At 59.3% G+C, this 12569-nt stretch carries 15 protein-coding genes; 10 read left to right on the forward strand and 5 right to left on the reverse strand.

The genetic code is table 11. The annotated features are described in order from the left end of the window. Window positions 1-3: 3 nt before the first annotated feature. On the reverse strand, window positions 4-1023 hold the full coding sequence (locus K9B37_RS08205; protein ID WP_224312601.1) for an alpha/beta hydrolase: 1020 nt from the start codon (window positions 1021-1023) through the stop codon (window positions 4-6). Window positions 1024-1185: 162 nt separating this feature from the next. Here K9B37_RS08205 and K9B37_RS08210 point away from each other — a divergent pair, with 162 nt between their 5' ends. Together K9B37_RS08210 and K9B37_RS08215 are read left to right on the forward strand one after the other, a co-directional pair. Further along, window positions 1186-2520 (forward strand): solute carrier family 23 protein, encoded by a 1335-nt coding sequence (locus K9B37_RS08210; RefSeq protein ID WP_224312602.1) that lies wholly within the window; start codon window positions 1186-1188, stop codon window positions 2518-2520. Window positions 2521-2638: 118 nt separating this feature from the next. Then, window positions 2639-3496 (forward strand): SDR family oxidoreductase, encoded by an 858-nt coding sequence (locus K9B37_RS08215; protein WP_224312603.1) that lies wholly within the window; start codon window positions 2639-2641, stop codon window positions 3494-3496. An 87-nt stretch (window positions 3497-3583) separates the two neighbouring features. Here K9B37_RS08215 and K9B37_RS08220 read toward each other — a convergent pair whose 3' ends face one another. After that, on the reverse strand, window positions 3584-3790 hold the full coding sequence (locus tag K9B37_RS08220) for a hypothetical protein (RefSeq protein ID WP_224312604.1): 207 nt from the start codon (window positions 3788-3790) through the stop codon (window positions 3584-3586). A 196-nt stretch (window positions 3791-3986) separates the two neighbouring features. Here K9B37_RS08220 and K9B37_RS08225 point away from each other — a divergent pair, with 196 nt between their 5' ends. Next, window positions 3987-4160 (forward strand): DUF1328 domain-containing protein, encoded by a 174-nt coding sequence (locus K9B37_RS08225; protein ID WP_109596226.1) that lies wholly within the window; start codon window positions 3987-3989, stop codon window positions 4158-4160. A 73-nt stretch (window positions 4161-4233) separates the two neighbouring features. Here the strand turns inward: K9B37_RS08225 and K9B37_RS08230 are convergent, their stop codons facing one another. Next, a complete protein-coding gene (locus K9B37_RS08230) occupies window positions 4234-4779 on the reverse strand; it encodes a sigma-70 family RNA polymerase sigma factor (RefSeq protein WP_224312605.1) in 546 nt (181 codons plus the stop codon). Beyond that, complete coding sequence (locus tag K9B37_RS08235; protein WP_224312606.1) at window positions 4776-5072, reverse strand: NepR family anti-sigma factor; 297 nt, start codon at window positions 5070-5072, stop codon at window positions 4776-4778. The genes K9B37_RS08230 and K9B37_RS08235 overlap by 4 nt, the downstream gene beginning before the upstream one ends. Before the next feature lie 107 nt (window positions 5073-5179). Here K9B37_RS08235 and K9B37_RS08240 point away from each other — a divergent pair, with 107 nt between their 5' ends. The 6 genes from K9B37_RS08240 to K9B37_RS08265 all read left to right on the forward strand — a co-directional run bounded on the left by K9B37_RS08240 (window position 5180) and on the right by K9B37_RS08265 (window position 10618). Further along, complete coding sequence (locus tag K9B37_RS08240; protein WP_224312607.1) at window positions 5180-5983, forward strand: response regulator; 804 nt, start codon at window positions 5180-5182, stop codon at window positions 5981-5983. A 294-nt stretch (window positions 5984-6277) separates the two neighbouring features. Beyond that, complete coding sequence (locus tag K9B37_RS08245) at window positions 6278-6715, forward strand: hypothetical protein (RefSeq protein WP_224312608.1); 438 nt, start codon at window positions 6278-6280, stop codon at window positions 6713-6715. A gap of 45 nt (window positions 6716-6760) precedes the next feature. Then, window positions 6761-8596 (forward strand): ABC transporter ATP-binding protein/permease, encoded by a 1836-nt coding sequence (locus K9B37_RS08250; RefSeq protein ID WP_224312609.1) that lies wholly within the window; start codon window positions 6761-6763, stop codon window positions 8594-8596. Window positions 8597-8901: 305 nt separating this feature from the next. Continuing rightward, a complete protein-coding gene (locus tag K9B37_RS08255; protein ID WP_224312610.1) occupies window positions 8902-9531 on the forward strand; it encodes a PRC-barrel domain-containing protein in 630 nt (209 codons plus the stop codon). Between the two features lie 285 nt (window positions 9532-9816). Continuing rightward, complete coding sequence (locus K9B37_RS08260) at window positions 9817-10053, forward strand: hypothetical protein (RefSeq protein WP_224312611.1); 237 nt, start codon at window positions 9817-9819, stop codon at window positions 10051-10053. 22 nt (window positions 10054-10075) lie between these two features. Continuing rightward, window positions 10076-10618: a hypothetical protein gene (locus K9B37_RS08265; protein WP_224312612.1), complete on the forward strand. Its 543-nt coding sequence runs from the start codon at window positions 10076-10078 to the stop codon at window positions 10616-10618. A gap of 74 nt (window positions 10619-10692) precedes the next feature. Here the strand turns inward: K9B37_RS08265 and K9B37_RS08270 are convergent, their stop codons facing one another. Further along, window positions 10693-10887: a con-10 family general stress protein gene (locus tag K9B37_RS08270; RefSeq protein WP_109596240.1), complete on the reverse strand. Its 195-nt coding sequence runs from the start codon at window positions 10885-10887 to the stop codon at window positions 10693-10695. Window positions 10888-11309: 422 nt separating this feature from the next. Between K9B37_RS08270 and K9B37_RS08275 the strand changes: the two genes are divergently transcribed. Further along, complete coding sequence (locus tag K9B37_RS08275; RefSeq protein WP_224312613.1) at window positions 11310-12566, forward strand: glycosyltransferase; 1257 nt, start codon at window positions 11310-11312, stop codon at window positions 12564-12566. The last annotated feature ends 3 nt before the right edge of the window (window positions 12567-12569 follow it).

Below are 12569 nucleotides of genomic sequence, written 5' to 3' on the forward strand. Positions count from 1 at the left end.
CGATCAGCTCAGAGCCTTGGCGAGAAGCGGCAGGCTCGTGTCCATGCGGTAGTCGACCGAGGAGTGATTGTCGTGAAACTCCTCGTAGATGTGGGGAATGCCCGCGGCCTCGAGCTTCCGGTGCAGGATCCGTGATCCATAGACCATGTTGTACTGGTCGATATCACCGCAATCGATATAGAGGCACTTCAGCTTGCGCAGCGCCTCGCGATGGGCCTCGTCATCAGCCATGCGCAGCGGGTCCCAGCGCAGCCAGTTCGCCCAGCGCTCGTCGATTATCTCGCAGGTCTCGAGATCCACTGGCAGCCGCACGCCGTAGAACTCCGCAGGTGCCGGATCGAAGGTCGCGGCCTGCGCCAGGATCATCATCGTGTGCCAATCCGTGTCCTTGGCCTTCGGCCCCGCCTCGAATTTGCGGATGAACGTCTCAATGGACATGCCGTGATCGACAAGGTGCCGCAACGCGCTGGCGAATTCGCCCAGGTGATAGAGAAACTCGAAGCCCACATCGCCGGAATGACTGGCAGCCGCCGACCAGACGGATCCGCCATGGCGCAGGGCATGGACCAATGCCCCGTATCCTCCCGAACTCTTGCCGAAGACGCCGCGGCGCCCGTCGCCGCCACAGCCGAAGCGCTCCTCGACGAAGGGCAGCATTTCCCGGATCAGAAAGGTCTCCCAGGGGCCCGTGGCGGCGCTGTCGATGTACTGGTTGCCGCCGAGCCGCGTGAAACAATCGGGAAAGGCCACGACAACCGGAGGCATCGCGCCGGTGCCGATCAGCCGATCCAAGCGCTCCGGAACGTTCTCGCCATAGTTCTTCCAGTTCGTGTGAGCGGGACCACCCGCCGTGTACCCGACCAGATCGACAAGGAGAGGAAGGCCGCGCCCCTCATGACCGGCAGGCACGTAGACGTCGATCCGCCGCCGCGCCGGATCTCCCAGCAGGTTGCCCTTGAGGCTTTGGCTGTCGATCCAGAGGCTGTGTACCGTTCCGGCCGGGTGGTCATAGTCTTTCCGCATGGTCAACCTTCCTCCGAGAAGGGCAGAACGGTGACGGGCGAGGGGCACTTTGTCCAGTTCCGAGGCTCTTGCAGGCGTGCATAAGTCCTTTCCGGAGCTAGCCATTTCGGTGCTCTCGGCGTTACGGTACGGGCCGAAAAGGCATTGCTTGGGGGATAGACAATGGCCGAAGGATATTTGCCGAAATGGACGCTCAAGACTGAGGGCGTCATCATGCCGGACGAGCGGCTGCCGATGGGACCGACGATCATCGTCGGTCTGCAGCACGTGGTCGCCATGTTCGGAGCGACGGTGCTCGCGCCGATCCTGATGGGCTTCGACCCAAATGTTTCGATCCTGTTCTCCGGCATCTCGACGCTGCTCTTCTTCCTGGTCGTCGGCGGGCGTGTGCCGAGCTATCTCGGGTCGAGCTTCGCCTTCATCGGCCCGGTACTGGTCGCGACAGGCGCGACGGTCGGTAGCCCCAATCCCAATATCGGCCTTGCGCTCGGCGGCATCATCGCGGCCGGCGCACTCTATTTCCTGATCGGCCTCGTGGTTCAGATGGCGGGGCATCGCTGGGTCGAGCGGCTCATGCCGCCGGTGGTGACCGGCGCCATCGTGGCGGCCATCGGTCTGGTTCTGGCCCCGATCGCGATCTCTGGCGCTTCTGGCGTCACGCCGGATAACGCAGCAGGGTCCGATTTCGCGCGCTGGATCGCTCTCATCACGGTCGTGGCAGTCGGCCTCGTCGCGGTTTATGCGCCCGGCATGTGGCGCCGCCTGCCGGTGCTGGTCGGCGGAGCGTTGGGATATTTCGCATATTATATCTGCGCCAACGTGATGGGGCTCGGGAATGCGATCGATTACACGAAGGTCAGCCAGGCCGCATGGTTCGGGTTGCCGACCTTTCACAGCCCGGTTTTCGATGGCCGCGCGATCAGCCTGATCGCTCCGGTGGCATTGATCCTGGTCGCCGAGAATCTCGGGCACATCAAAGCCATCGGCGCCATGACCGGACGCAATCTCGACCCCTATCTCGGACGCGCCTTCATGGGCGACGGCCTTTCCACCATGCTCTCCGGCTCCTTCGGTGGTACGGGCATGACGACCTATGCCGAGAATATGGGTGTCATGTCGGTGACTCGTATCTACTCGACACTGATCTTCGTCGTGGCGGCCGTCATCGCGCTGCTCCTGGGCCTGTCGCCCAAATTCGGCGCCTTCATCAGCACGATTCCAGGGCCGGTGCTGGGCGGGCTTTCCATCGTCGTGTTCGGGCTCATCGCCGCGACGGCGGGACGCATCTGGGTGGAGAACCGGGTCGACTTCTCCAATCCACGGAACCTCATCACCGTGGCGGTCGCGCTGATCCTCGGCGCCGGTAACTTCAAGCTGACGCTCGGTGGCTTCACCCTCGACGGCATCGGCACCGCCACCTTCGGGGCGATCATCCTCTACCACATCCTGCGTGTGAGCGAGCCGGCTCCGGCCGAGCATACGCAGCCGGCCGAATAACCCTCCGTACAGGAACACGCCTTCAAGGCCCGCGTTGGGATCCCAACGCGGGCCTTCTTTTGCGCCCGGCATCTCCTCAAACGCGCGAGTATGCGCTGCCATCAATCTGGATCATGCCATGTGCCCTCAGCAGACAACCTTGCCGCCGCAGACTCAGGGGACGCAGCCGGGGCGGGAAACACAGATGCATCCGCGACCCGATTACGAGCCGCGCTATCCCGGAAGCGGTCGCCTGAAAGGAAAGGTTGCGCTGATTACCGGCGGCGATAGCGGAATAGGACGCGCCGTCGCCGTGCTGTTTGCCCGAGAAGGTGCGGATGTCACGATCGTGTATCTCAACGAGGGCGAGGATGCTCAGGAGACCAAACGACTTGTCGAGCGGGAAGGACGGCGATGCCTGACCGTGGCAGGCGACGTCTCCGAGCCTGGATGTTGCAGCGATGCCGTCGAGAAGACGGTAACGCAGTTCGGCAAGCTCGATGTGCTGGTGAACAACGCTGCCGAGCAGCATCCTCAAAAGCTGCTCCGCGACATCAGCGCGGAGCAGCTCGAACGCACGTTCCGGACGAATATCTTCGGCTATTTCTACATGACGCAGGCGGCGATGCCGCATCTTCGCGAAGGGGCGGCTATCGTCAACACGACCTCCGTCACAGCCTATCGCGGCAGCCCCGAACTTCTCGATTACAGCGCGACAAAGGGAGCCATCCTGGCGTTTACGCGGTCGCTGGCGAAAAAGCTCGCCGAGAAGCGGATCCGTGTAAACGGCGTCGCGCCGGGACCCATCTGGACACCGCTCATTCCCTCGACCTTCAGCGCCGAAAAGGTTGCGACATTCGGTGCCGAAACACCTTTGAAACGTCCCGGCCAGCCCAACGAGGTCGCGCCCTGCTTCCTATTCCTGGCCTGCGAAGACGCTTCCTACATCACCGGCTCGGTGCTGCATCCCAATGGTGGTGAGCCAACGGAATCCTGACACGAAGAAGGGCGGCCAGGGCCGCCCTCAAATTCCATTGTACATATTGATGAGCGAAGTGACTTGGCGGCCTGTTCGCTGCCTGCTTCAGCGGCGACGGTGCCGAACTCGGACAGGCACCGGAATAGGCGCAGGAGTGGCCCACACGAAGAAGAGCATCAACGCGGACAATGAAGCGCCGATCAGGAAAACGATCTCGGCAATCTCAACCTGTGACGTCCAACCGATAATGGCCGCAAGAGACGTCACGATTGTGAACATAACAAATGTACGAAGTGCAACGGAGCGATTCATCGGAGCGATCTCCCAAGTGTTTTGGGAAACGTACCTGTTTCTGGTGGGTTCCATACTGCTCTGGTCTCCTTTCAATACTTGGATGAATCAGATCGCAACAGGCAAATGAGTCAGAATGACGGAACCCCACAGTCGCGCTTCGCGTTGAAGATCCATCATCGGCCGCGGCCGATCCACTGTTAAGCGAGGTAACATCATGCTTGGTTGGGCAGTCACTTTCCTGATTATCGCCCTGGTTGCGGCCCTCTTCGGTTTCGGCGGCATTGCCGGTACGGCAGTCGAGATCGCGAAACTCATCTTCTTCGTGGCGATCGTCCTCTTCGCCATTTCTGCGGTCATCGGCCTGCTGCGCGGGCGAAACCCGCTCTGACGTCAGCCGCAGCTTTCGTGAAAACGCCGCCCTCGGGCGGCGTTTTTTCGTAGCGGAATGGAGAGGACGGCGCCTAACTGATGCCCTGAAGCGCAGCACGGGTCATGCTATCAGGCCCGAGATCGTCGACGTCGTCGACGTTGAGCAGGGAAGCGAGCCGAAACCGCGCGCGATTGACGCGGCTCTTGATGGTGCCGACGGCACAACCGCAGATGTTCGCAGCTTCCTCGTAGGAGAAGCCTTGAGCGCCGACCAGCAGTAGTGCCTCGCGCTGATCGGGTGGGAGTTTGGCCAGAGCGACGCGAAAATCCTCGAAATCGAGGCGAGCGCCCTGCTCGGGTTGAACCTTCAGCCGGCTTGCATAGGAGCCTTCCGGATCCTCCACCTCGCGGCGGCGCTTGCGGTATTCCGAATGGAAAAGATTGCGAAGGATCGTGAAAAGCCAGGCATTCAGGTTTGTGCCGGGCTCGAAACGATGGAGGTTGGACAGCGCGCGGAGCAGAGTGTCCTGAACCAAGTCGTCGGCCCTGTCGACCTGACCTGAAAGGGAGATGGCGAAGGCGCGTAGACTAGGAACGGCTGCGAGGAGAGCCTCCCGGAGAGCCGGGTCCGGAGTCATTTTGTCTTCTCCGCACTGCTCTTCTCGAGCTTCTCGAGCAAATCTTTGAAGCGGTCCGGAACGGGCTGCTGCATCAACTCGTCGTACATGGCGCGTAGCTGATCGCCGATGCGCTTTTGGCTGGTCTTGTCGAGCTGCGGTTCGGATGCAAGCTTATCGTTCAACGACTCCTCCGGGATCACCCGAGCCAGCTTATTTCCCTTCTCACCTGTCATTGAGGTCCCCTTGCGATACCCACAGGCTAATACAAGATGGTTAACCTTGGCAGTATCTATATGTTCGTTTTCGAGCAATAACGCGGTCTCTTGCCGGGAGTTCCCAAAAATGGAACTTTCTTCCGTCGGTCGAGTTTAATGGTCCGTAGTGAGAATCGAGTCAAAAATTAAATAAGGGGAAGCGAATGTCGACAGCGCAGCTTGTCGTCCAGCACTTGCCATATCTTCGTCGTTATGCCCGCGCACTCACCGGTAGCCAGATGGCCGGCGATGCTTACGTAGCGGCGACTCTTGAGACTCTTGTCAGCGAACCGGATACCATTTCACCCTCCGGAAACGTCAAGGTGGAGCTTTTTCGGGTCTTCACCCGCATCTGGAATTCCCTTTCCGTGAACGGCCGCAGCGATCAGGTGCAGCGAGATCTACCAGCGGAAGTGCGCCTGGGCCAAATCACGCCTCTGCCGCGCCAAGCTTTCTTGCTTTCCTGCCTCGAAGGCTTCGGAGAGGAGGAGGTCGGCCAGATCCTCGATAGCGACACGAGGACGGTTCGCGATCTCGTCGACGAGGCGGGGCGTGAACTCGCAGCTGACATGGCGACCGATATCCTCATCATCGAGGACGAGCCTCTCATTGCGATGGACCTTGAGGCGCTTGTGGAGGGTCTCGGCCACAACGTCACGGGAGTGGCCAGAACGCGAACCGAGGCTGTCAAGCTCGCCTCCTCCAAGCGTCCAGGCCTTATCCTCGCCGATATCCAGCTTGCGGACGGCAGTTCGGGCCTCGATGCCGTGAACGATCTCCTCAAGGCCTTCGAGGTTCCGGTTATCTTTATCACCGCTTATCCGGAGCGCTTCCTGACGGGCGAGCGGCCCGAGCCGGCCTTCCTCATCGCAAAGCCGTTCCAACCCGCGAATGTATCGGCCGTGATCAGCCAAGCTCTCTTCTTCCAGCAGAGCGCCCGCCGCCGCGAGGTGCGCGCTTCGGCTTAACGCGCCGCCCCAATTGTCAAAAAGTAAATGCCCGGCCTCGCGCCGGGCATTTCTTTTATGGACTTGGCACAGGCAAATAAAAAAGACGGGCTCGAGAGCCCGTCTAAAGGTGCCGGCCAATGCACAAGGGGAATGCGGGGAGGACCAGGAGGCCGGTACTTCAAGAACGCGATGGAGCCTTGGAAGGTTCCGCTCCTGTTCTTTTATTTATGAAAGGTAAATGCTCAGGAACATCACTGAAACGGCCGCGTTGTTTTGGCGAAAGTAGCCAAGCTAACGGAAGGGGAGAGATCTATGCGAAACGTGCCAGCGATCTTGCTTGGGGTTGTGGGAAGCGCGTTTCTGGCCGGCGGCCTTGTGTCGGGTCCGATGCCGGATCCTCTATCGTCAGGTTTCGTATCAGGTTCGGCCGCAGGAGAAGTAAGTATCGCGCCGGCAGCCCCATCGGGAGGTTTCGACGGCCGGATCCTATTTGGATCCGACTCGGTGATGAACGTGGATTATTTCAAAGCGCTCAGCCATCCCATGGCAACTCTCAAGGATGAACGGAAAGGACAGGCCCCGGAAGCTCCCGGGACGGAGCGTCATGAAAGTAGGGATGAGCCCGCCAGAAAGCGTCAGCCCCAGACCTTCGGATGCATGACGTCGGTCAGTCCATTGGCACGCGCCTCGGCGGATCAGAATCCCAGCCTGTGTCTCGCTCAGGTCGTCCAAGGACGCCGCACCGGCTGATGAGTTCTCAGGACCGGTCGGCGGTGAAAAGGATTGGAGACCGATGTGAGTCACGAAGAACGGGCTCTTGACCGGCGCCGTCTGTTTGCTCGGTTCTGGCAGGCAGCTTCAGGTTTCTGGACGGGCGTAAGGCGGCGGGAAGCCTGGTTCCTGACCTTGTCGCTTCTCGGAATCATTCTCGGCCAGCTCTTCGTCCAATATCGGCTGAATGTCTGGAACAGGGATATCTTCAACGCACTCGAGAGGCGGGATGTCGCTTTCGTCGGCCACTTGGCCCTGCTGTTCGTTCCCCTGGCACTGGCCGCCGTTGCCTTCAATGTCGCTTCCGTCTGGGGGCGTTTGACCACCCAGCGTGCTTGGCGTGCCTGGCTCACCGATCACCAAATCGATCGATGGCTGAAGAATGGCCGCTATTATCAGCTCAATCTCGTCAAGGGGCAGCACCAGAACCCGGAATTCCGGATCGCCGATGACACGCGGATCGCAACGGAATCCCCCGTCGACTTCGCTTTCGGCGTCACGACGGCGGTGCTGACGGCAATTACATTCATCAGTGTGCTCTGGGCCGTCGGCGGCAGCATCTCGTTTGAGCTTGGGGGGAGATCCCTCACGATTCCCGGCTATCTCGTTTTTGTGGCCGTCTTTTATTCGATCATTACGACCATCGCGATGATCGTGATTGGTCGTCGTTTCGTCGAAGTGGCCGAGAACAAGAATCAGGCCGAGGCCGAGTTCCGCTATGCGGTGACGCGCTTGCGGGAAAATGGCGAGAGCATCGCTCTTCTGGGCGGAGAGCCGGAGGAACGAAGCGGCCTCAGCCGGGCGCTCGGCCACGTGATCATGCAATGGCGCGACCTGTGCGGGCAGTATCTCCGCACAACGGTCGTCTCCTATGGCAACTTCGTCTTGGCTCCGGTCATTCCACTCATCCTTTGCGCCCCGAAATTTCTTGCCGGCACCATGTCCCTCGGGGACGTCATGCAGGCAGCAACGGCCTTCGTCACCGTCCAACAATCCTTCAATTGGCTCGTCGAGAACTACCCCAAGCTGGCCGATTGGACCGCCTCGGCCAACCGGGTCGCCGGGCTGATCGTGTCCCTCGACAAGCTGGAGCGGGCGGAGCGGCCCGGCATCGGCCACATTGCGCGAAAGGAGGAGGGCGAGAACGCGGCTCTCGAGTTGCGTGGCGTGTCCGTGACGTTGGATGACGGGACGGCGGTGGTCGGCGAGACTGAGGTTGAGATCTTTGCAGGGGAGAGAGTGCTGGTCGTTGGCGAGTCCGGCGCGGGCAAGAGCACCCTGATCCGGGCGATTGCCGGTCTTTGGCCATGGGGGGAGGGCGATATCGTCATTCGCCGCGGTGCAAGGCTCTTTTTCATGCCCCAGCGACCCTATGTCCCGATCGGGACGCTGAAGCACGCTGTTGCCTACCCTCATCCGACGGAGAGCCTCTCGGACGAGGCGGTCGCCGAGGCCCTCAAAAGCGCGGGACTGGGCCATCTGGCGGACCGGATTGTCGAAGAGGGGATACCCTGGGACCGGACGCTCTCAGGAGGCGAGCAGCAACGCTTGGCGTTTGCTCAATTGTTCATTCAGCAGCCGGATATCATCGTGATGGACGAGGCGACCTCGGCTCTGGATCCCGAAACCCAGGATGTCCTGCTGGAGCGGGTCATCAGCCGCCTGTCCGATGCAGCTATCATCAGCGTTGGTCACCGTCCGGAACTGGAAGCCTTTCATAACCGGCGACTGGTTCTCGCTCGCCGCGAGAATGGGGCTCGGCTCGTTGCCGATGAGGTGCTCTCTCCTCGGACTTTTGCCGTGCGGCGCGCCATGTCCCTCCTGTTCCGCAAGCCTCCGACCGCCCAGAGAACAGAGTGAGTTTGCCCGGCTTTTGTCTTGAAATTGCCGGGAAGAGAGCGGCCTCGGAACCATTCGCCGCGATCAGCTGTTAACGGAATTCGATAGAGCAGGCCGCTTCCTGTCAAGGATCGGCAAGGCTCTTTGTTTGTCTACAAAATATAATCCTCTATGAAATTTCGCATGAATAAGAAAAAATCGATATGACTAAAATAAATATCGACTCAGATTAGCGAAAATTTGTCGGAACGACAATGCCAAGATTGCGTTAAACCGACACGCGCTCAGGCGTATCATGCGAATTACTGATCTTAGGAGAAATTGCAATGCTTAAGAAGCATATGGCTGCCTGCTTTGTCGCAACGCTCTTCGCGGCGCCTGCCTTCGCACAGACCTCGGCTCCCGGAGCAACGACGACTTCGCCTGCCATGCAGCCGAGCACCAGCTCGTCGATGAATTCTTCTTCGGGTCAGTTCGTGACCCAGAGGCAGACCAGTCAGATGATGGCGTCCGATCTGATTGGCACAAAGGTCATCAGTGCCAATAATGAATCGATCGGCGATATCAACGATGTCATTCTTGACCGCAATGGTCAGGCTGTGGCCGCCGTCGTCGGCGTTGGCGGCTTCCTCGGCATCGGCGAGAAAAACGTCGCTGTTCCCTTCCAGTCCCTGGAATTCGCGTCCCGCGAGCAGGTGAATGCGATGAACAATGCCGGCAACAATGTATCGACGACCGGCTCGACGACCACGACGGCTCCCGGAACTCCGATGAACAATAACGCAGTGAACGCGACCGGCTCGACGAATACGACCACCGGAACGTCCGCCAGCGGTACGAGCGACGAGCCTGAGCGGGTCATTCTCCGTATGACGAAGGCCGAGCTCCAGGCTGCGCCTAAGTTCGACAAGAAGGCACCTGTAGGCGCGACTGGCACAGCCGCCCCGAAGCCGTAACTGCTGACTGATCGCTAATCCACGCGTGGCGCGGCGTCCGGTCTCCGGGCGCCGCGTTTTCGCAAGCGCCCATCCAAAGGAAAAGAAAAGGCGCGGTCCGAAGACCGCGCCTCAAAAGGTGCCGGCTCAGGGGGCATTTGAACCGGTTGTCGAGATAACTCTTCGTGAAGGGCCCGGTTCCACGGGAGAAGAGGAAATTTTTTCTGTCCTATCTGGACGGGCCCATTGCCGCAGCGGGAACCCTTGCTCAGCCGACACGTTTGCCTCGCAAATGCGGAGATCCCTATGACTGCTACCAACGAACTCGACGCTATTCTGGCCCAGGAAATGGTGCCGGATGAGTTCTGCCGCCTCGCTTCCAGCGCCCCACCGCGGGACAAGCCCCTCGTCGCATCTATGTTGAGCGGAATTGTTCCAGTCCGTCAGCAGGACGGTGTCGTGTGTCCTCTCATGCTTCGTCGTCACTTGGTGGTAACCTCATCCCGGTCCAGTTCGGCTGGGCAGGAGGGGTGGCAGTTCTGAGCGGAAAGCGTGCGTCCTCCTTATGTTCGGTGCAGACATCCCATCCGTCGCAGGTAACGTGATCGCGATCCTGTTCCCCCCACCGATCGTTCCTCTTATCGACGCGTTCCGCTCTCTCGAGGTCCTGTCCGAGCACTACGATGTCCATGTTTTGGACGGTCCAGAGGGCGACATGGCCCGGTTCATTGATCGGGACACGGCGAGGGCCATTGTCTCGGACGCCATGCTGCTTGCGTTCGCCCTTAGCCGACAGCGGGGAGGGCCTCTTTCGCATCGGCCGCTGAGGTCCCGTCAAGGTAGTGTTGATGAGTACTGTGTCCTGGCTCTCATCGGAGCTGCCCGTGATCCAGGATCCGAACTGGCCTTTGAAGCGGCGGCGGCCTTGGGGATTGGCTCGGTGGACTTCACGCTCTCCATTGCCATCGACCTGCTGCGACAGATCGACCAGGGAGGTTTATTCCTGGAGCAGCCGAGTCTTGCCGAGTTCCGGGCGATCGTCAGCGAAAATCTCCTCTTGGACGGCGGCCTGACCGAGGATTCGATCGCCTCAAGCTTTCTCAACTAGAAAATACTTGCAATCCAAACTGCCAAAACAAAGGGGCCGTTACGCGGCCCCTTCGAAACTTGAAGAAATATCGATTACTCTTGGTTGGAACGGTTACTGCCGGACGCCTGACCGCCTTTGCGGCCGGCTTCCGAGGCCAATTCACGATCCTGCGAGAAAGATCTTTTCTCGGCCGGAACGCTCTTCCCGCCCTTGCTCGCAATCTCACGCTGCCGGTCACCGTCCATCGACGCGAAGCCACGCTTCGAAGTCGAACTTCCTGTTGCCATCACAAGCCTCCTAAGCGGTTAACTCTGCTTTGAACAACAACGGTAAAAATCGATAGTTCCGCTCGATGGATAATAAGGCTTCCAGCAAGTTCTTTCCTTGGAAGCTTGGCAATACTGGGACAAGACGCTCGTTGTGGATCGGAGGCAAAGCTCAAGGACAGAGGCAACGACGCTCATATGAAACGATATTAAGTTTTGAATCGGTGATCTTGATGCAGTATTTATTTAGTAATTATACTGAACTGGGATGTATTTTGATCTTCCTGTCGGCTTTATGCTTTGAGCATCTTTGTTTCGGAGAGTGCTAAGGGCGGCGATTGACTCACTTATCGTTCAATAATAGGGAGCACAGCGAAGCTCTGCCAAAAGTCTGACTTGTTTTGCGTCGTCTGCATGTCCGATGACAGCCTGTTGTTCCTCAAGTGCCGAGAAAAATTGGACTTATTTCGCTGTCCCCCGTCGCTGACGATCCAAGAGTTCGGCGCCAAGGGGATGCCTTTGCATCTGCGGGATGGGATGTTGTCGCGGTTGGGATTGCCGGCGCGACGTCCGTTTCGCCGCAGTGGCATGTCGACGAGGCCGCCCCGGCCTTAAACTGGTCCGTAACGTCTCGAGTCCGGCGCCTAAGAAGTGGACCTCAAGAGGGGGCTCGGCTTCGCGGGATGCTCAACCGGTTTTGGGCCGACTTCGCGTATCTTTTTGATCTCCAGGCATCGCGCCTCTCGACGAGAGCTGCGCTGAGGGCCTACTGGGACCAAAATTTTCGCTATCATGCCCTGTACGAGGCGGCCTCCCGCCATAGGCCCGATGTTTGGCTCGCAAACGATTGGAATGTACTTCCGATCGCGCAGAGGCTGGCAAAGGAGCAAGGGGTGCCCTTCCTTTATGACAGCCATGAACTTGCATTCGACGAGTACGGAGAAAAGTGGGTCTGGCGGCTCCTCTACAGGCCCCTCGTTGTGGCCCTGGAGAAGCGAGGGATTCGCGGGGCAGCCTTCGTAACATGCGTCTCCGAAGGCATAGCGGAATGCCTGAGGCGCCAATACGGATTGGAGAGGCTACCGCTCGTCGTTCGCAACACCCCAGCATATCAAACTATGCCGTTTAGGGAGACCGGTGAGCAGATCAATGTGCTCTATCACGGTGTCGTCTCTCCCGGCCGAGGATTGGAGGAGTGCATAAGGAGCGTCGCATTATGGCGTCCGGAGTTTCGCCTCATCATTCGCGGACCCGCCAGCGACTCCTATGAGAGGGAGCTCCGCCAACTTGCCTTGGCAATGGCCGTCAGCGAGAGAGTCTCTATTGTTCCTCCGGTCCCAATGCCTAGTTTGATTGCTGCGGCTCATTCCGCCGACGTAGGACTATTTGCCTTGCCTGCTTCATCTCGACACAATACTTTCGTGTTGCCCAACAAATTCTTCGAGTACGCGATGGCCGGTTTGGCACTTTGCGTGTCCGATCTCCCGGAGATGGCGCGCCTCGTAAAAAGATATGATTTGGGGCTCTTGATAAGTGACGTATCGGCAGACGCCATCGCGACGCAGATAAATGCTCTCGACCGCGGACTGATCGATTGTTACAAGCGCAGGGCCTTGGCGGCGGCGCGACAGCTTAGCTGGGAAGAAGAAAGCAAGAAGCTTCTGGCTCACTGTGCAGCTCTTGTGACGGGACGTTCTTGACCC

Source organism: Microvirga puerhi (assembly GCF_020089865.1).
Classification (GTDB): domain Bacteria; phylum Pseudomonadota; class Alphaproteobacteria; order Rhizobiales; family Beijerinckiaceae; genus Microvirga; species Microvirga puerhi.